Source organism: Streptomyces halobius, from assembly GCF_023277745.1.
Lineage (GTDB): Bacteria > Actinomycetota > Actinomycetes > Streptomycetales > Streptomycetaceae > Streptomyces > Streptomyces halobius.
Genome location: NZ_CP086322.1, coordinates 8,435,412 through 8,453,774 on the forward strand (window position 1 = coordinate 8,435,412; position 18,363 = coordinate 8,453,774).

General features: G+C 71.5%; 14 protein-coding genes. 7 read left to right on the forward strand and 7 right to left on the reverse strand.

Annotated elements, in window-relative coordinates; genetic code table 11:
- Positions 1–89 precede the first annotated feature (89 nt).
- From K9S39_RS38285 to K9S39_RS38295, 3 genes are all read left to right on the forward strand, one after another.
- Complete coding sequence (locus K9S39_RS38285) at positions 90–1,184, forward strand: type III polyketide synthase (protein ID WP_248867891.1); 1,095 nt, start codon at positions 90–92, stop codon at positions 1,182–1,184.
- A gap of 197 nt (positions 1,185–1,381) precedes the next feature.
- On the forward strand, positions 1,382–1,939 hold the full coding sequence (locus K9S39_RS38290) for an isoprenylcysteine carboxyl methyltransferase family protein (protein WP_248867892.1): 558 nt from the start codon (positions 1,382–1,384) through the stop codon (positions 1,937–1,939).
- A complete protein-coding gene (locus tag K9S39_RS38295; RefSeq protein WP_248867893.1) occupies positions 1,936–3,054 on the forward strand; it encodes an NAD(P)/FAD-dependent oxidoreductase in 1,119 nt (372 codons plus the stop codon). Before K9S39_RS38290 ends, K9S39_RS38295 begins: the two co-directional genes overlap by 4 nt.
- 102 nt (positions 3,055–3,156) lie before the next feature.
- Here K9S39_RS38295 and K9S39_RS38300 read toward each other — a convergent pair whose 3' ends face one another.
- The 5 genes from K9S39_RS38300 to K9S39_RS38320 all read right to left on the reverse strand — a co-directional run bounded on the left by K9S39_RS38300 (position 3,157) and on the right by K9S39_RS38320 (position 10,260).
- Positions 3,157–4,656, reverse strand: a complete 1,500-nt coding sequence (locus K9S39_RS38300) for a SulP family inorganic anion transporter (protein WP_248867894.1) — start codon at positions 4,654–4,656, stop codon at positions 3,157–3,159.
- A 530-nt stretch (positions 4,657–5,186) separates the two neighbouring features.
- Positions 5,187–5,729, reverse strand: a complete 543-nt coding sequence (locus K9S39_RS38305; protein WP_319949613.1) for a winged helix-turn-helix domain-containing protein — start codon at positions 5,727–5,729, stop codon at positions 5,187–5,189.
- Between the two features lie 613 nt (positions 5,730–6,342).
- Positions 6,343–7,167: a polysaccharide deacetylase family protein gene (locus K9S39_RS38310; protein ID WP_248867895.1), complete on the reverse strand. Its 825-nt coding sequence runs from the start codon at positions 7,165–7,167 to the stop codon at positions 6,343–6,345.
- A 284-nt stretch (positions 7,168–7,451) separates the two neighbouring features.
- Positions 7,452–7,655, reverse strand: coding sequence for a hypothetical protein (locus tag K9S39_RS38315; RefSeq protein WP_248867896.1), 204 nt, complete (start codon positions 7,653–7,655; stop codon positions 7,452–7,454).
- Between the two features lie 163 nt (positions 7,656–7,818).
- Positions 7,819–10,260, reverse strand: coding sequence for a SpoIIE family protein phosphatase (locus K9S39_RS38320; RefSeq protein WP_248867897.1), 2,442 nt, complete (start codon positions 10,258–10,260; stop codon positions 7,819–7,821).
- Positions 10,261–10,402: 142 nt separating this feature from the next.
- Between K9S39_RS38320 and K9S39_RS38325 the strand changes: the two genes are divergently transcribed.
- On the forward strand, positions 10,403–11,212 hold the full coding sequence (locus K9S39_RS38325; protein ID WP_248867898.1) for a VOC family protein: 810 nt from the start codon (positions 10,403–10,405) through the stop codon (positions 11,210–11,212).
- Between the two features lie 232 nt (positions 11,213–11,444).
- On the opposite strand, the gene K9S39_RS38330 is transcribed toward K9S39_RS38325, so the two are convergent.
- Complete coding sequence (locus tag K9S39_RS38330; protein WP_248867899.1) at positions 11,445–12,980, reverse strand: S1 family peptidase; 1,536 nt, start codon at positions 12,978–12,980, stop codon at positions 11,445–11,447.
- Between the two features lie 464 nt (positions 12,981–13,444).
- Between K9S39_RS38330 and tdh the strand changes: the two genes are divergently transcribed.
- The 3 genes from tdh to K9S39_RS38345 all read left to right on the forward strand — a co-directional run bounded on the left by tdh (position 13,445) and on the right by K9S39_RS38345 (position 16,723).
- Positions 13,445–14,473, forward strand: a complete 1,029-nt coding sequence (gene tdh, locus K9S39_RS38335; protein WP_248869166.1) for an L-threonine 3-dehydrogenase — start codon at positions 13,445–13,447, stop codon at positions 14,471–14,473.
- Between the two features lie 94 nt (positions 14,474–14,567).
- Positions 14,568–15,761: a glycine C-acetyltransferase gene (locus K9S39_RS38340; protein ID WP_248867900.1), complete on the forward strand. Its 1,194-nt coding sequence runs from the start codon at positions 14,568–14,570 to the stop codon at positions 15,759–15,761.
- A gap of 50 nt (positions 15,762–15,811) precedes the next feature.
- Positions 15,812–16,723, forward strand: a complete 912-nt coding sequence (locus K9S39_RS38345) for a LysR family transcriptional regulator (RefSeq protein ID WP_248867901.1) — start codon at positions 15,812–15,814, stop codon at positions 16,721–16,723.
- Positions 16,724–16,737: 14 nt separating this feature from the next.
- Here the strand turns inward: K9S39_RS38345 and K9S39_RS38350 are convergent, their stop codons facing one another.
- A complete protein-coding gene (locus K9S39_RS38350) occupies positions 16,738–17,775 on the reverse strand; it encodes a PHP domain-containing protein (RefSeq protein WP_248867902.1) in 1,038 nt (345 codons plus the stop codon).
- Between the last annotated feature and the right edge of the window lie 588 nt (positions 17,776–18,363).

An 18,363-nucleotide genomic window follows, 5' to 3' on the forward strand; every position in this document is an offset into this window, starting at 1 on the left:
GGACGGGCGATTCGTCGGCGCCTCGGTGTCGCGCCGCAGCGCCCGCGGGCATCCCTGCAGGGTCCCCCCGTCCCCGACCACGGACCCAGATGACCCGCATCGCCGCCGTCCATGGCGTCCTCGCCCCGCACCGGCACGCCCAACGAGAGATCACGGACATGGTCGCCCGGACCTGTCTGCCCGGCGGGACCGACCGCGGGCTCCTCGACCGACTGCACGACCGGGCGGAGGTGACGTCCCGTCACACCGCCTTGCCGCTCGACCGCTATGCCGCACTGCACGACTTCGGCGCGGTCAACGACGCCTTCATCGCCGAGGCGGTGCGGCTCGGCACCGAGGTCGTCGGCGCGGCCCTGGACGCGGCCGGGCTCTCCCCGCGCGATGTCGACCTGCTGATGTTCACCTCGGTGACGGGCCTCGCCACGCCGTCCATCGACGCCCGGCTCGTCGGGCGGCTCGGGATGCGTCCGGACGTCAAACGCCTGCCCGTCTTCGGCCTGGGGTGTGTGGCCGGCGCCGCGGGCCTCGCCCGGCTGCACGACTACCTGCTGGGCCGTCCCGACGATGTGGCCGTCCTGCTGTCGGTGGAGCTGTGCTCGCTGACCTTCCAGCGTGACGACGCGTCAACGGCCAATCTCATCGCCACCGCGCTGTTCGGGGACGGGGCCGCCGCCGTGGTCGCGTGCGGTGCCCGTCATACGGCTGGGGAGCGAGCGACGGCGGAGGAGAGGGCGCCGGCGGCGCCCGCCGGGCCGTATGTGGTCGCCACCCGCAGCCACCTCTATCCGGGCACCGAGCGGGTACTGGGCTGGGACATCACCGCCTCCGGCTTCCGCGTCGTGCTGGACGCCGGCGTCTCCGACCTCCTGCGCAAGAACCTCGCCGGTGACGTCGACGCGTTCCTCACCGAGCACGGACTGCGCCGCGCGGACATCACGGCCTGGGTGTGCCATCCCGGCGGCCCGAAGGTGCTGGAAGCGGTGGCGGAATCCCTCGATCTGCCGGACGGCGCGCTCGACCTCACGTGGCGTTCGCTGGCGCGGGTGGGCAACCTCTCGTCGGCGTCGGTCCTGCATGTCCTGCGCGACACCCTGACCGAACGCCGCCCACCCGCCGGCACTCCGGGACTGCTGCTCGCCATGGGACCGGGGTTCTGCTCCGAGTTGGTCCTGCTGCGCTGGTAGGGACGGAGAGGGGCACTGTGAGAAGCCGGGAGAGAGGCACCGCGAGACGCCGGGAGAGAGGAACCCCTGAGACACCGGGAGACACCGGGAGAGAGGGAAATGGAAACAGGAAGGCATGGCCCCGGGAGCACGACGATGAGCACGGACGGGAGCACGGACGGGATGAGCATTGACGGGATGAGCACGGACGGGGCGTCATGATCTGGTACGCCGTGCTCGTCCTGGCCGTCGGCGCCGAGCGCCTCGCCGAGCTCCTCGTCGCACGCCGCAACGCCCGCTGGAGCCTGGCCCGTGGTGCCGTCGAGAGGGGACGCCGGCACTATCCGGTCATGGTGGCCCTGCACACCGGATGGCTCGTCGGCTGCCTGGTGGAGGTCTGGGCGGCAGAGCGGCCGTTCGACGCTCTTCTGGGGTGGACGATGACCGGGGTCGTGGCGGCGGCACAGGCGCTGCGCTGGTGGTGCGTCCATACGCTCGGACCCCGCTGGAACACCCGGGTCCTCGTCGTACCCGGACTTCCCCTGGTGAGCGCAGGTCCGTACCGCTGGATGAACCACCCCAACTATGTGGCCGTGGTGGCGGAAGGGCTCGCCCTGCCCCTCGTCCACGGTGCCTGGCTGACGGCGCTGCTCTTCGGCGTCCTCAATGCGGCGGTGCTCACCGTACGGATCCGCTGCGAGAATCAGGCGCTTGCCCCGGGACGCGCCCAGGGCGGCCGCGATCCCCTGCCCAACTCCCTGGGCCTGGGAGGGTGATCGACCTGCTGGTGGTCGGCGGCGGCCCGGCCGGGCTGGGCGCCGCCATCCACGCGGCGCTCGCCGGTATGGAAGCGGTGGTCATCGAACCGCGCGCCGCTCCGGTGGACAAGGCGTGCGGCGAGGGCATCATGCCGGGCGGCGTGTGCGCCCTGACCGCGCTCGGTGTCGATCTCACCGGCGGGTATCCGCTGCGTGGCATCCGCTACGTCGACGGGCACCGGCACGCCGAGGCGTCCTTCCGGGCAGTGTCGGGCCTCGGCATGCGCCGCACCGCCCTGCACACCGCACTCTCCCGGCGGGCCGCCGAACTCGGCGTCGAAGTCCTGACCGGCAAGGTCGGCGAGGTACGGCAGAGCGACGACTCGGTGACCGCCGCGGGCCTGCGGGCGCGCTGGCTGATCGCGGCGGACGGCCTGCACTCGCCCATCCGGCACGCCCTCGGCCTGGACCTGCCCGTCCGCCGTCCCCGGCGCTACGGGCTGCGGCGGCACTACCGCGTGCGGCCGTGGACCGACTGTGTCGAAGTGCACTGGCCGGGGGAGGGGACGCGGGCCGGGTCCGGCCCCGGGCGCGGAGCCCGGTCCGGCTCGGGGGCCGGGTACCGCTTCAGATCCTGGTACGGCTCCGGGGCCGGCTCCGGCCTCGGTGAGGTGTATGTGACGCCGGTCGGCGCGGAGCTGGTGGGCGTGGCCGTGCTCAGCAGCCATCGGCGAGGCTTTGACGCCCACTTGGCCGGTTTCCCCCGGCTGGCCCCCTTGCTGGACGGCCCGCCGGCCGGTCCGGTACGCGGCGCCGGTCCCCTCCGGCAGCGGGTCGCCCGCCGTACCGCGGGCCGGGTGCTGCTGGTGGGCGACGCGGCGGGCTATGTCGACGCGCTCACCGGCGAAGGCATCGCCCTCGCGCTGGCCTCGGCGGGAGCGGCCGTCCGCTGCCTGAAGGCGGGCCGGCCGCGTGCGTACGAGGGGGAGTGGCGACGGGCGACCCGCAGACACCGGCTGCTGACGGCGGGGCTGCTGCGGGTGGGCGGCAGTGCGGCCGGCGCCCGACTGATCGTTCCGGCGGCGGCCAGGATGCCATCGGTCTTCGGGGCGGCGGTCCACGCCCTCCAATGACTGCTTCCCTCCTCGAAGGGAGGGGCTCCTGGCTCAGGCCGCCCGCTGAGGCAGCGCCTCAGCGGGTCTTACGCCGTCAATACCAGCCGGTTCGGACCTGCCCTAGGCGCTTTCGACGATCCCCTTGAGCTCGCCTCGTTGTTCCTCGTCTTCGACGACGGCCTTGAGCTTGCCTCGTTGTTCCTCGTCCGCGAGTGCGGTCAGCCTGTTCTCGACATGCGGTGGCAGGTCTCTGATGTCGAGCTCGACGCCGGACTTGTGGGAGTGGTCGATGAAGGTCAGCAACGCCTTCGCCCCGGACATGTCCATGTAGGTCACGTCCTTCAGGCTCAGTGACAGGTTCGACTGGTCGTCGCGCAGTGTGGTGAAGACACGGTCGACGGACAGGAACGACAGCGGTCCCTCGATGCGATAGGTGTCGGTCTCGTCCTGGACGATCGAGGCTTTGTGCTGGCGCGACTGTACGACGTGCACGATGAGCGCCAGGACGACGCCGACGGCGACCGCCACGGTCAGGTCGAGGACGACGGTGACGATCATCGTCACGAACATCACGGCGACGTCGCCTCGCGGGGTGACATGCGCCTTGCGCAGGCTCTCCCAGTCGAACATGCCGATCGCGGTCAGGATCAGGATCCCCGAAAGGACGGCGAGGGGGATGTACTGCACGACGCCGCCGAGGCCGACCACGAGAGTGAGCAGGATGACGCTGTGCGTGGCCGCCGACACCGCGGTGCGGCCGCCGCTTTTGATGTTGACCACGGACCTGACGGTCGCGCCGGCACTGGCCAGGCCGCCGAACAGTCCGCTGGCGGCGTTGCCGATGCCCTGGCCGATCAGCTCCTTGTTGCTCTTGTGCCGGGTGCCGGTGATGTTGTCCATGACGACCGAGGTCAGCAGGGAGTCGATGGAGCCGAGCAGCGCGATGCTGAGCGCGGGCAGGAGGAGGGTGAGGACCAGCGACCCGCTGAAATCGGGGATGGTGATCGAGGGTATCGACTCCGGGATCTGGCCTATGTAGTCGATCGCCGAGTTGAGCGAGACCGGTCCGACGCTCACGTTCTGCAGCAGCGGGTCCGCGAACCGCAGGAGCACCGTCATGATCACGAGCGCGATCAGGCTCGCCGGTATCGACTTGATCACTCGGGTGGACACGAGCATGAGCACGACCGTGGCCGCCACCACCAGGAAACTGCTCTGCACCTGGTCCAGCTCGCCCAGGAAGATGATGAGCGCGATCCCGCCCATGAAGCCCGACACCACGGGGTGGGGTATGTAGCGGACGAGCGAGCCGAGCTTGCAGAGTCCGAACAGGACCTGGAACGCGCCGGCCATGATGAACGCGAGGAACGCGCCCTCCAGCCCGTGTGCGGCGATCACTCCGGTGGACACGACGGTGATGGGGCCTGTGGGGCCGGTCACTTGGCCGGGCGTACCGCCGAACACCGCCGCGAAGAGTCCGGCGAAGATCGCGCCGTACAGTCCGATGAGCGCGCCCTCGGAGGTGCCGGTGGCGGTGATGCCGAAGGCTATGGCCAGCGGCAATGCCACGATGGCGACGGTCAGGCCGGACAGGACTTCTTTTGCGATGCGCTGGAGCATCGGCCCCCACTTCGGTCGACAGACAGGAAAAAAGCTCGACCGCGTCGGGGCCGAGCTGCCGACCAGACTTCCCGGCACACCAGGAGTAAAGGTGCCGTATGAATTACTTCAAGGCAAGGTAAAAAGCCACCATGTGAAATCCGCCACGTGCTTCGGCGACCGGCGTCGGCGCCTTCTGAGGGGCTTCGTTACGCGATCAGCGGCCACTGGGGAGGTGCCGCGGGACCCGGCTGCGACGCGGTCGCGCCGGCCTGGTGAGTCGGCGGGCGCGGGCCGGGCGTGGAGTGCCGCGTGGGGAAGCGGCTGTGACCATCCGTGTGCCGGATCCTGCGCGATGACGGCGGTGTCGTGACCCGCCAGGCGCAGGCGACGTGACCGCTGCCATCTGGCCTCCTCCCGCCGGGGACGGCCGGCGGGAGGGGGGTGGGCGTTGCGTTTGTGGCCTTATGGGAGCGGGGGAGGCCGGCCCATGGCCTTACGGGGGGAGCGAGTTGCGGCTCAAAGGCGAAAGGGGGATGTGGTCCCTGGCCTTACGGGTGCGGCAGGTACTTGTACCCGATGCCGAAGACGGTGCTGATGGAGTCGCGTGCGCGCGGGCCCAGGCGCCGTCGCAGCCGGGCGATGTGCACGTCGACGGTGCGGGCGCTGGAGTGGCAGGTGGGCCAGACGGCGCTCATCAGCTGCTCGCGGGTGAAGGCGCGCTGTGGATGCAGGACGAGATGGGCGAGCAGATCGAATTCCAGCCGGGGCAGGCAGATTTGGCGTCCGTCGACGGATATCGTTCTGGCCGCCGTGTCGATCTGGATCGCGTCCTGGGCCGCGACGGGCCGCATGGGGCCCCGGGCGGGTGCGGGAGCGGCTTCACCGCCTGGTGGCGCCAGGATGATGTGGACCTCGTCCGAGGGGAGCCGGCGGAACGATACCGGTTCGAGGTCGTGCAGGGTGAGTTGCCACTTGCCGTCCGGAAGTCGGTCGACTGCCAGAGGTGGCCCTTCGCCCGGCCCGGCGTCCGCCGGCTGGCCGACCCCGGCCTCCGGTTGCAACGTAAGGGTCGTCGAGGAGTTCATGAACATGGTCTCGGCCCATTCCTCTTGCAAAGCAGGCGTGTACGGACAGACATGGCGGTGCTCGACGTTCGGTGTGCGGACCGGCTGCGGGGCGGTCGCGACGCGGTCCAGCGCCGAGGTGGGGCGCTCGCGTCATGCCCGTACTCAGCCATGACGTGATGGGCGCCACGGCTCCGGTCCAGACGAACGCTACATGTGATCACGTGCTTCCGGAAAGTAGCATCCGCTAATCCGCGTTGGTCTTTGAGCCGTTTTCAGGCCGAAGCGATGCGGTGTCAGGTGACGGTTGAACCATCCCGTCCGCGCACCCCCTGACCTTGGTTCAGTGGCTGTGTGACGAACTCGTGAAGGGCATGGGCCCGGCTGCGGAGAGGAAGTGAAAGGGCTCGATCGCGACCCCGGCGGCGATCTCGCGGCTCACCAGCCCCAGTCGGGCGTGGCTGAAAACCGACTGCGAACTGGCGTGGATCTATGAACAGTTGCTGAACGGAATGTGTCGGGGGGAGGTTTTCCGGCGTGGGAGGCTCACTGCGGGCCGTCGGCCACCACCGGATACGGGACATGGTCGCGCTGACGGCGCATGGCACCGGCGACGACCTCACGGCGTCCGGCAGCGAGCTCAGGGCATCGCACCGGGGCCCGGCGGGCCGTCGACCGGGTGGCCGAGCCGCGCGCGGGCCCTGCGGTACAGCCGCCAGCCTTTCGTCTGGAGGGATTCGGGCAGCGGCGCGGCAGGCGCGCCCATGCCGAGCGTCCACCGTGTGAAGCGCTCCGGCGAGGTGTCGGCGCGCACCAACAGGCGGGCGATACGCAGCGGCTCGTCGGTGACGGCGCTGAACGCGTTGCGGATGGCGCATCCCGACGTCCAGCCGGCCTTCTGTACGGCGCGGCGGACGGCGGCGCTGGAATAGCCGTGCGGGTAGGCGAAGGCGTGGACCCGGTGGCCGAGCGCGTCCTCCAGCTGCCGCTTGTTGTCGACGATCTCGTGCCATGCCTGCCGGGCGGGCAGGGTGTCCAGCTGCGCATGCGTGGCGGAGTGTCCGCCGATGTCGAAGCCCAGGGCGTCGAGGGTGGCGATCTGGCGCCAGGAGAGCATGCGGGCGGGCGGCAGCAGACTGCCTTCGGGGCGGCCGTCGGGCGCGGGGACGGCACCGGTGGTGACGAACACCGTCGCGGGCAGCGAACGGTCGGTGAGCAGCGGCGTCACCGCCGAGTAGAAGTCGGCGAACCCGTCGTCGAAGGTGAGCACGGCGCAGCGGGCCGGCAGCGGCGGGCCGCCCCGCATCGCGTCGACCAGCCGCCGCAGCGGCACCACGGTGAGCCCGGCGTCGGCGATCCGGTCGAGCTGCTCGGCGAAGACCCGCGGCGTCACCGCATAGGGGGCGATCCACGCGGCGGGATCGTCGCTCACCGAGTGGTAGAGGAAGACGGGCACGGCACTCATGCCGAAGCCTCGCTCCGCTCGGCCTCGCATTCGCGAGGCGCGCACCCTCCCATGATTCGCTCGCGACGCTCGCTCATGCCGAAGCCTCGCTGTGCTCGCTCATGCCGACCCCTTCGTTCGGCCTCGCATCCGCTCGGCGCCCGCGCCGGAGACCCCCACGGACCCGCCGCCGGGCCACGCGACAGCGGGCCGCGGAAGCCCGCGGCCCGCGGCGCCGTCACGCACCGGTACGGCACCCGGGCGGCGGGCCTTTCTCCTCCCTCAGGTGTCGGCTCTCGGGACCCTCACGGCAGATACCGCTCGATGACGCCGGGCCCTTCCTCGGCGATGAGCCGTCTGGCCCATTCGATGCTCGCGGGTGTGGGCTCGCGCCCGGAAGCCTTCACCAGGTCCTCCGGGTCATAAGGCCGCTCGCTGCCGGTGAAGAGCTCCGCCGGCCGCTGCGGCCGCTGTCGTTCGTCCGAACTCTCCGTGCTGTTCGTCGTCACAGATCCTCCTCTTTCCGCGCCCGCCGCGTCCCCTGGGACGGCTGCTTTGTTCCATCATGAGGCCGCCTCCGAACACCCGCACGATGTGCGACGGCCCGCTCCCTCCGGGGCCGTCTTTCCGGGCCCGTCGCTCCGGGGTTCCGGGCGAATCTCTCCGGGCCGGTCAGCCGACCGGGCGCGGCGCCCCCGGATAGCTCGGCGGGAACGCCTGCTCGGTCCAGATCGTCTTGCCGTGCGGCGTGTAGCGCGTGCCCCAGCGCTGGACGAGCTGCGCGACGATGAACAGCCCCCGCCCGCCCTCGTCGTCACTCGCGGCGTGGCGCAGGTGGGGCGAGGTGTGGCCGGTGTCCGAGACCTCGGTCAGCAGGGTCAGATCCCGCAGCAGACGCAGATGCAGCGGCCCGGCGGCATGCCGGACGGCGTTGGTGACCAGCTCGCTGACCGTGAGTTCCGTCGCGTACGACAGCTCCTCCAGCCCCCATTCCCGCAACTGCCCGGTGGCCAGCTCGCGGGCCGTGCCCACGGCGGTCGGCTCGGCGGGCAGCTCCCAGGCCGCGACCTGCCGGGCGTCCAGCTCGCGGGTGCGCACCAGCAGCAGCGCCGAGTCGTCCGGCGCCTTCCCGTCGGGCAGCAGCTCCGCCAGCGCGTGGTCGCACAGCTCCTCCAGCGGTCGGTGATGATCGCCGAGCACCCGGCCCAGGGTCGCCAGCCCGACGTCGATATCCCGGCTGCGCGCCTCCACCAGCCCGTCGGTGAACAGCGCCACCAGGCTGCCCACCGGCAGCTCGACCTCCAGGGACTCGAAGGGCAGACCGCCCAGCCCCAGCGGTGGTCCCGGCGGCAGCTCCGGGAAGTACATACCCCCCTCGGGGTCGACGACGGCCGGCGGCAGATGCCCGGCCCGCGCCATGGTGCAGCACCGCGAAACCGGGTCGTAGACGGCATAGAGGCAGGTCACGCCGGTGGCCGCGTCGTCCGGGCCGCCGCCGGTGCCGAGGGTGGTCGGCTGCCCTTTCGCGGACGGCCCCACCAGGTCGTCCAGTCGGCTCAGCAGCTCATCGGGGGAGAGATCCAGCGCGGCGAGCGCGCGCACCGTCGTACGCAGCCGCCCCATCGTGGCCGCCGCCTGGAGGCCATGGCCGACCACATCCCCGACGACCAGCCCGACCCGGGTGCCGGACAGCCCGATGACGTCGAACCAGTCGCCGCCGACGCCGGCCCGGTTGTCGCTCGGCAGGTAGCGGTAGGCCAGATCGACCGCGGACTGTGTCGGCAGGTGCTGCGGCAGCAGATTGCGCTGGAGGGTCAGTGCGGCGGCGTGCTCGCGGGCGAAGCGGCGGGCGTTGTCGAGGCAGACCGCGGTACGGGTGACCAGCTCGTCGGCGAGATCGATCTCTCCGCTGTCGAAGACGGACGGAAGCGTGCCGCGCACGAAGGTCACCAACCCCAGCAGGGTGTGCCCGGACCGCATCGGCACGACCATGGTGCTCTCCGAACGCACCCTGCCGCCGGAGGAGAGGCTGCGGTACTGGAGCGAGCCGGGCGGGTAGTCGACCCGGTACGGGGCGGGGTGCGGCCCGGCGGGCGCCGTCCCGGCACCCGTGCGCGGGTCGTCGGGCACGTGGACGGAGCGGGACGCGACACGGACCAGGGCGGGCACGGCGCCCTCGCCGGGTTCCGGCTCCTCGCCCTCCAGCACGGACTGCACCAGGTCCACGGTGACCGCGGCCGCGAAATCCGGCACCGCCACCTCGGTGATCTCCCGGGCGGTGACCGTCATATCGAGCGTGGTGCCGATCCGGGTACCGGCCTCCACCAGGAGGTTGAGCCGGCGCTGCGCCTGGTAGCGGTCGGTGATGTCGAAGGCGTCCTCGCACACCCCGAGCACCCGCCCGTCGGCGTCCTGCAGCCGGTAATAGGAGCAGGACCAGACGTGTTCGGTGCCCGGATCGGTCGGCAGACAGCCGACGAAGTGCAGATCGAGCATTGATTCACCGGTGGACAGCACCCGTCCCATCACCGCGCGCAGCGTCGTCGGATACCCCTCCGAGACGAACTCACCGGTCGGATACAGGTCCTCGGCCCGCTTGCCGAGGAGTGCTCGCAGCGGCAGCCCGACCTCCCGGGCGTAGGTCGCGTTGAACCAGGTCAGCCGCAGATCGGTGTCATAGATGGCCAGGCCCAGCGGGGACTGGGTGGCCAGTCCGTGCAGCATCGACTGCCGGGACTCCCACACCCGCAGACCGTCCAGCGCGGCCGCCACGAGCACCCGCGCGGGCGCCGTCCCCGCGTCGCCGCCGGCCGCGGTCAGTGGACAGGTCGTCGTCGCCACCCGCAGCAGCCGGCCGTCCCGATGCCGCGCCGTACGGGCCTCGCTGCCGCTGAACGGGGCCGGGGGCGACCCTGCGACGGGCACCGGACCGGGCGGCAGGAAGGTATCGACATGCTGCCCGACGATGTCCTGCGAGGAGTAGCCGAGCAGCCGCTCGGCGGCCGCGCTCCAGCCGATGACCCGGCCATGGGCGTCCAGAACCGCGGTGGCCGCCCTGGTGACGTCGAGGGGGCCACGGAAGTCGGCGCTCTCCGCCGCGTCCCATGCGTTCATGGCCTCAATCCAGCCGGTCCGGTAGTTACAGCATCGAGCCGGAACAAGACGGGCACAACCGCGAACCGTGCCCTGCCGCCCTTGTGCGGCCCCGCCTCCGCGCTGGCAGAGTGGGAAGGGGCGCTGAGCACAGGAGGCAGCCATGTCGGCCGAACGCCCCACCCCTGTTCCGCACCGCGGCGCTCCGTGCTGGGTCAGCCTGCTGGCCCGCGACCTCGGGGCCGCGCAGGACTTCTACGCCACGGTCCTCGGCTGGACCTTCCGCCCGGCCGCGCTGGGGGAGGAGTTCACCGTCGCGATGTCCGACGGCCAGCCCGTCGCGGGCATCGGCGCGGTCGTTCCGAACCTTCAGGTCGCGGTCGCCTGGACCGCCTACTTCGCCGTCGACAACGCGGACGCCACCGCGGCCCGGATCCGCGAGCGCGGCGCGACGGTCGCCGTCGGACCGCTCCGCATAGGCCCCGGCCGCGCCGCCCTCGCCGCCGACCCGCACGGCGCGGCCTTCGGCTTCTGGGAGGGGCAGACCCTGCCCTGGTCGGTCGGGCGGGGCAATGCGCCGGCGTGGCTGGAACTGCGCACCCGGGACGCGTTCGCCGCCGCCATCTTCTACGCGGAGGTCTTCGGCTGGGCCGCCGGGGAGCCGGGCGGCGTCGATGTGACGTACGAGGACGAGCAGGTCATCGTGCGCGACGGCGGCCACACGGTCGCCGCGCTGCGCGGCGGCGCCGTCGAGGCCGCCCCCGACCCGCGTATCCGCCCCCAGTGGCACGTCCACTTCCCGGTCCGTGACATCGATGTGGTGACCTCGGCGGCCATGGCCTCCGGCGGCACCGTCCTGCCCGTGGAACCGGCACCGGAGCAGGGGCGCGCAGCGGCACGACAGGCCGTCATACGTGACCCGGACGGCGGCCTCTTCACCGTCACGGAAGCGCCCCGGCAACACCCTTCCTGAAAATAGGGGCACTTGACCACTCCGGGGGACAGGCCGCTCAGCTCCGCGTACGACTCGTTGATGCCGTAGCGGCGCTGCCGGACCCGTACTGCCAGCGGTCCCGTCCTCCTTCGCCGTTGAGGGCCGACGGGACCGCTGACGCCCAGTCAATTCGGCTGCCACGCAGGGCTCGTGCGGCTTCGTATGGCTCGTACTGGCTCGCACGCGGTCGGTTCGACGAACTCGTACGCGGTCAGTTCAGCGACCCGGCACCGTTCATACCGGGATCGCCACCCGCTCCCGCGTCCCCTATTCCCGCACCGGCGTCCTCCGTACCGGGCTCTTCGGTGCCCGTGCCGGGCTCCCCGGCACCGGCGCCGGCGTCCGCGGCGCCGCCGTCACCAGGGTCCCCGGCACCCGCGACCGCACCGCCCGCGGCGGCGTCGCCGCCCCCGCCGGCACCGATCTCGGCACCCGTGGCCGCCAGCGCGTCGGTCACCGGCTGGAAGAACGTCTCGCCGCCCTGGGAGCAGTCGCCACTGCCGCCGGAGGTCAGCCCCACGGCCGACTCGCCGGAGAACATCGCGCCTCCGCTGTCGCCGGGCTCCGCGCACACATCCGTCTGTATGAGGCCGTTGACGATGTCTCCGTTGCCGTAGTTCACCGTCGCGTCGAGTCCGGTGACGGTGCCGTCCGCCAGTCCCGTGGTGCTGCCCGAGCGCTGCACCTTCATGCCCACGGCGGCCTTCTCGGCCCGGGTTATCCGCTGGGTGCTGCCGTTCTGCAGGTCGACCGCGCTCTCCGGCCGGGCGTTCGGGTCGTCGTAGGTGACCAGGGCGAAGTCGGTCTTGGGGAACTGGGAGTCCTGGACGGTGCCCAGCGGCTGGCTGCCCGCCTGATCGGCCGACCAGGTCGGGGAGTCGTTGCCGCAATGACCCGCCGTGAGGAAGGCCGGCGCGCCGTCGACCGTCACGTTGAAGCCCAGTGAACAGCGCGCGTTACCACCGAAGATCGCACTGCCGCCGATCGGCCCGGCGGCCGCGCCACCGCCGTCGCCCGCACCGCCGTCGCCCGCACCGCCGTCGGCCCCGCCGTTCTCGCCCGTGCCACCGGCCGCACCGGCTCCACCGTTCTCGCCCGCGCCACCGGCCGTACCGGCCCCGCCGTTTTCGCCCGTGCCACCGGCCGCACCGGCTCCACCGGCCCCTTGCTGCCCGATCCCGCCTTCGTTGCCGTTGCCGAGCCCCCCGCCGTTGCCGAGCCCCCCGCCGTTGCCGAGTCCCCCGCCGTCGTAGCGCTTGAACTCGCCCGCGGACCGCTTGACCGTCACCAGGTCGCCCATCCCGCCGGTGGCCTTGGTGAGGGCGGCCATCTTCGCGCCGGTGACCGTTCTGTCGGCGATCACCACGATCCTGTTCGTCTTCGGGTCGATGGACCACGCGGTGCCGGGCACCGTGGCGGTCTCGCGCAGCGTCCGCGTACCGGCCTTCAGCGCGGTCATGCTGTGCCGGACGACCCTGGCGACGGCCCCCTTCGCGGTGACGCTCTCCGCGTCGTCCTCCGACAGGACGTTCATGACCAGATGGCCGCTCTTGCCGTCCAGGTACCAGCCGGCGCCCTGGTCCCCGAGATCCGTCTTCAGGGCCGTCGCGAGCTGCGTCGCCGACTGGGCGGTGAAGGTCCGCAGGGCCGGCTTGTCGGTACTGGCGTTGGCGTTGGGGAGCAGGATCGCCGCTGCCGCGATGGCGGCCGCGGAGGCTCCGGCGATGGCGCCGGTCCTCTTGTTCACATGTCGGTGGCTCAATTCACTGACCTCCAGCTGGGACACACAGGAAGCGCACGGGAGCGGGCGGTGCACCACTCGGGCGCCCCGTGCGTTGCATGGGGTGCACGGAGCCCGGCCCAGGCGCCCGTGCGCTGTATAGGGGTGCACGGAGCCCGGCCCAGGCGCCCGTGCGCTGCACGGGGTGGACGGAGCGCCAACCCAGGCGCCCCGTGCGCTGTTGCCACTCAGTCCTACGCAGCCCGCCCCACCCCGGTCTCACGGCCACTCAAGGTGTGATGAATTCCGGCGCTCCGTGCGGCGACCGTTTACACTCGCGGGCCCTCGGGGCGTAAAGGGCAGCTGTGACCGTGGTTAAGAAAACCTCGATGGACCGGACGGCCTCCGTACGGAAGATTCTCTGCCGGAGATCGGGCGGCCGGGACGGCCCCCGTGACGTCACAGCACTCTTACGTACGGGAGCCGTCGCGTTGAAGGCACTGGTCAAGCAGAAGGCGGAGCCCGGACTGTGGCTCACGGACGTGCCGGAGCCGGCCGTCGGCGCGGGCGACGTACTGATCAAGGTGCTGCGCACCGGCATCTGCGGGACGGATCTGCACATCCGCGCCTGGGACGGCTGGGCCCGGCAGAGCATCGGCACGCCGCTGACGGTCGGTCATGAATTCGTCGGGGAGGTCGTGGAGACCGGCCGCGATGTGACCGGGGTACGGGCCGGCGATCTGGTCAGCGGCGAGGGACACCTCGTCTGCGGGACGTGCCGCAACTGTCTGGCCGGGCGGCGGCATCTGTGCCGGGCCACGGTCGGCCTCGGCGTCGGCCGGGACGGCGCGTTCGCCGAGTATGTGACGCTGCCGGCCGCCAACGTGTGGGTGCACCGGGTCCCTGTCGACCTGGACATCGCCGCCGTCTTCGACCCGTTCGGCAACGCCGTGCACACCGCGCTGTCGTTTCCGCTGGTCGGCGAGGACGTACTGATCACCGGCGCCGGACCGATCGGGATCATGGCGGCGGCCGTCGCCCGGCACGCGGGCGCCCGCCATGTCGTGATCACGGACGTCAGCGAACCGCGCCTGGCACTCGCCCGCAAGGTCGGCGTCAGCCTCGCCCTGAACGTCGCCGAGACCTCCATCGCGGACGGCCAGCGCGAACTGGGCCTGCGCGAGGGCTTCGACATCGGCCTGGAGATGTCCGGCCGGCCCGAGGCGATGCGCGACATGATCGCCAACATGACGCACGGCGGCCGGATCGCGGTCCTCGGGCTGCCGTCCCAGGAGTTCCCCGTCGACTGGTCCCGGATCGTCACCTCCATGATCACCATCAAGGGCATCTACGGCCGGGAGATGTTCGAGACCTGGTACGCGATGTCGGTCCTGCTCGAAGGCGGTCTCGACCTCGCTCCCGTGGTCACCGGCCGCTACCCGTACCAGGAATTCGAGGCCGCCTTCGACGACGCGGCGAGCGGCCGCAGCGGCAAGGTCATCTTGGACTGGAGTGCCTGACGATCCTACTGGGCCGCCTGACGCCCCTCATCCTTCTCGGATCCCCCCTCTCCGTCCGGATCGCCCCGGCCCCTTCGCACCCATAGGAGCCCCTGTGTTCGACTCAGTGCGCAACGACCTCCGCGCCACCCTCGACGAGATCCGCGCCGCCGGCCTGCACAAGCCCGAGCGCGTCATCGGCACCCCGCAGTCCGCGACCGTCGAGGTCACCGCCGGCGGCCGCCCCGGCGAGGTGCTCAACTTCTGCGCCAACAACTACCTGGGCCTCGCCGACCACCCCGAGGTCGTCGCGGCCGCCCACGAGGCGCTCGACCGCTGGGGCTACGGCCTCGCCTCGGTCCGCTTCATCTGCGGCACGCAGGAGGTCCACAAGGAGCTGGAGCGACGCATCTCCGGCTTCCTCGGCCAGGAGGACACGATCTTGTACTCCTCCTGCTTCGACGCCAACGGCGGCGTCTTCGAGACCCTGCTCGGCCCGGACGACGCGGTGATCTCCGACGCCCTCAACCACGCCTCCATCATCGACGGCATCCGGCTCTCCAAGGCCCGCCGCTTCCGCTACGCCAACCGCGACATGGCCGACCTGGAGCGGCAGTTGAAGGAGGCGGAGGGTGCCCGCCGCACCCTCATCGTCACCGACGGCGTCTTCTCCATGGACGGCTATCTGGCTCCGCTGCGCGAGATCTGCGACCTCGCCGACCGCCACGGCGCCATGGTGATGGTCGACGACTCGCACGCGGTCGGCTTCGTCGGCCCTGGCGGCCGCGGCACCCCGGAGCTGCACGACGTGATGGACCGCGTCGACATCATCACCGGCACCCTCGGCAAGGCCCTCGGCGGCGCCTCCGGCGGCTATGTCGCGGCCCGCGCCGAGATCGTCGCCCTGCTGCGCCAGCGCTCCCGCCCGTATCTCTTCTCCAACACCCTTGCCCCGGTGATAGCGGCCGCCTCGCTGAAGGTGCTCGACCTGCTGGAGTCGGCGGGTGACCTGCGCGAACGACTCAACGCCAACACCGCGCTGTTCCGCTCCAGGATGACCGAGGAGGGCTTCGACGTGCTCCCCGGCGAGCATGCCATCGCCCCGGTGATGATCGGCGACGCGGCCGAGGCGGCCCGGATGGCGGAACTGCTGCTGGAGCGCGGTGTGTACGTCATCGGCTTCTCCTACCCGGTGGTCCCCAAGGGCCAGGCGCGGATCCGCGTACAGCTGTCCGCGGCGCACTCCACCGAGGACGTCAACCGTGCGGTGGACGCGTTCGTGAGTGCGAGGGGCGCCCTGCGAGGCTGACGCCGGGCCGACCGGGAGACCGGGGGCGGCCGCCCTGCGAGACTGGAAGCATGATCGAAGCACGGCGGCTGCACATCCTGCGCGCGGTGGCCGACCACCGTACGGTCACCGCCGCGGCCGCCGCGCTCTATCTCACCCCCTCGGCGGTCTCCCAGCAGCTGGCCGCCCTGGAGCAGGAGACCGGCCACCGCCTGGTGGAGCGCAGTGCCCGCGGCGCACGGCTGACCGCCGCGGGCGAGATCCTGCTCCTCCACGCCAACGCCGTCCTCGCCCAGCTGGAGCGCGCCGAGTCGGAGCTCGCCGCGTACGGGTCGGGCGAGGCCGGCACGGTGACCGTCGCCGCCTTCGCGACCGGCATCGGGCTGGTCGTCGCCCCCGCGATCATCGAGCTCGCGGCCTCCTCGCCCGGCATCCGGGTCCGCGTCCAGGACGCCGAGGGCGACGCCAGCCTGCTGATGGTCCTCGACCGGCAGGTGGATGTGGCGGTGGCCGTCGAATACCGGGGCGCGCCGCGCGAGGACGACCCCCGGCTGACCCGGGTCCCGCTGTACGCGGAGCCGTTCGACGCGGTGGTCCCGGTCGGCCACCGTCTCGCGGACGCGGAACGGGTCGCGGTGGCCGATCTCGCCAAGGACCCGTGGATCGGCCCGTACCCCGGCAACCCCTGCCATGATGTGGTCGTCCTGGCCTGCGAGTACGCCGGATTCCAGCCCCGCCTGGAGCACTCTTCCGACGACTTCCGCGCCGTGGTCCACCTCGCCTCCGCCGCCGCGGGCGTGGCCCTCGTCCCACGCTCCGCGCTGCGCGGGATGGACCTGACGGGAGTGGTGGTCCGCCCGGTCGACGGGGTGGCGCCGACCCGCCGCGTCTTCGCGGCGGTCCGCCGGGGGGCCGAGGAGCACCCACTGCTCCGGCCGGTGCTGGCGGCCCTCAAGGAGGCGGCCGCCTCGCAGGGAGAGTGAGTGCGGCGCCCGGCCTACGCCACATGCGGCGGACGTCTCCCGGTGCCGGTCCACGCCGTCAGCTCCCGTGCCGTCCAGGTGTTGACGATCCGGTGCGCGGGCACCCCGCACTCCTCCGCGCGTGCGCACCCATAGATCTGCCAGTCCAGTTGCCCCGGCGCGTGGGCGTCGCTGTCGATCGAGAACAGCGTCCCGGCGTCGAGCGCCTGCCGCAGCAGACGGCGCGGCGGATCGAGCCGGTCGGGACGGCAGTTGATCTCCACCGCCGTGTCGTGCTCGGCGCACGCCGCGAACACTTCGTCGGCGTCGAAGCGCGACTCCGGCCGCGGTGTCCCGGTGATCTGCCGGTTGGTGCAGTGGCCGAGTACGTCGACGAGCGGATTGCGGACCGCCGTCAGCAGACGCCGCGTCATCGGCGCCGGTTCCATGCGCAGTGTGGAGTGCACCGACGCGACCACCACATCGAGCTGGGCCAGCAGCTCCGGTTCCTGGTCGAGTCCGCCGTCGTCGAGGATGTCGCATTCGATCCCGGTGAGGAGGCGGAACGGGGCCAGCCGCTCGTTCACCGCCGCCACCAGCGACAGCTGCTCGCGCAGCCGGTCGGCGGTCAGGCCGCGGGCGATGGTGAGCCTGGGGGAGTGGTCGGTCAGTACACACCACTCATGGCCGAGGTGACGGGCCGCCCTGGCCATCGCCTCCACCGGGCTGCCCCCGTCCGACCAGTCCGAGTGCAGATGGCAGTCGCCGCGCAACGCCCGGCGCAGCCGCGCGCCCCGTTCCTCCTCGACCAGCGGCCCGCCCGCCTCCTCCTCCAGCCGCGAGAGGTAGCCGGGGACCTGCCCGGCGAGCGCCTCTTCGATCACCCGGCCGGTCTTGGGGCCCAGCCCTTTGAGCCGGGTGAGCGAGCCGCTCGCCGCGCGGTGGCGCAGCTCGTCGTCGGACAGCCCGGAGAGCACCGCCGATGCCGTACGGAACGCCTGCACGCGGTAGGTCACCGCCCCCTGCCGCTCCAGCAGGAAGGCGATCCGCTCCAGCGCCTCCACCGGCTCCACGTACCGCTCCTTCCCGGGCCGACGGGCAGCCTTCTCCCACGGTGCCGCACGCCGTGACCGGCTGCCACCGAAGGCCGTTGGGACTCGGCGGGGCGCAGGGGGCGTAGGTACCTCGCCCGGCGGTACACGGCCGTTCATCGCGGACCGTACCGGGGCGCGGGCGGGAAATCGCCCATTTCCCCCGCATCCGATGCCGGGCTGTTATGCGGTTATGTCCGTTGTTCGGGTCGGCGATACGTTTCCGTCGAAATGGCGCAACGAGAAGCGCTGCGCATTCCCGGCAATACCGCCCAGTAGATCCGTGGAAAACACATATCTGCAAGAGTACGCAATATCTCCGACGACGAGACGGAAACCGTCGTATGGGTTCTGTTCGCGCTTGCCGCTAACACCCCGCAAAGATTGTTGCCGGTCTTCAAGAAACCTGCACATCGAATGCGCAGGGAGGGCACCACTCCGCATGCCGTCACGCAGCTCTGACCTGCTTATAAGTGGTTTGGTGCGGGAATGTCCAATTCCTGGCGGCACATGTGCGGGACGGCGGAAATTGAAACCGGAGGAGATGTGAAGAAGCTGCTACCAATCCAT

Bases quoted from the DNA above. Each gene is read 5' to 3' on its own strand.
- K9S39_RS38285 (WP_248867891.1), top strand. From the start codon at position 90: ATGACCCGCATCGCCGCCGTCCATGGCGTCCTCGCCCCGCACCGGCAC.
- K9S39_RS38345 (WP_248867901.1), top strand. From the start codon at position 15,812: ATGATCGAAGCACGGCGGCTGCACATCCTGCGCGCGGTGGCCGACCAC.
- K9S39_RS38310 (WP_248867895.1), bottom strand. From the start codon at position 7,167: ATGAGTGCCGTGCCCGTCTTCCTCTACCACTCGGTGAGCGACGATCCC.
- K9S39_RS38320 (WP_248867897.1), bottom strand. From the start codon at position 10,260: ATGAACGCATGGGACGCGGCGGAGAGCGCCGACTTCCGTGGCCCCCTC.
- K9S39_RS38325 (WP_248867898.1), top strand. From the start codon at position 10,403: ATGTCGGCCGAACGCCCCACCCCTGTTCCGCACCGCGGCGCTCCGTGC.
- K9S39_RS38290 (WP_248867892.1), top strand. From the start codon at position 1,382: ATGATCTGGTACGCCGTGCTCGTCCTGGCCGTCGGCGCCGAGCGCCTC.
- K9S39_RS38305 (WP_319949613.1), bottom strand. From the start codon at position 5,729: ATGTTCATGAACTCCTCGACGACCCTTACGTTGCAACCGGAGGCCGGG.
- K9S39_RS38300 (WP_248867894.1), bottom strand. From the start codon at position 4,656: ATGCTCCAGCGCATCGCAAAAGAAGTCCTGTCCGGCCTGACCGTCGCC.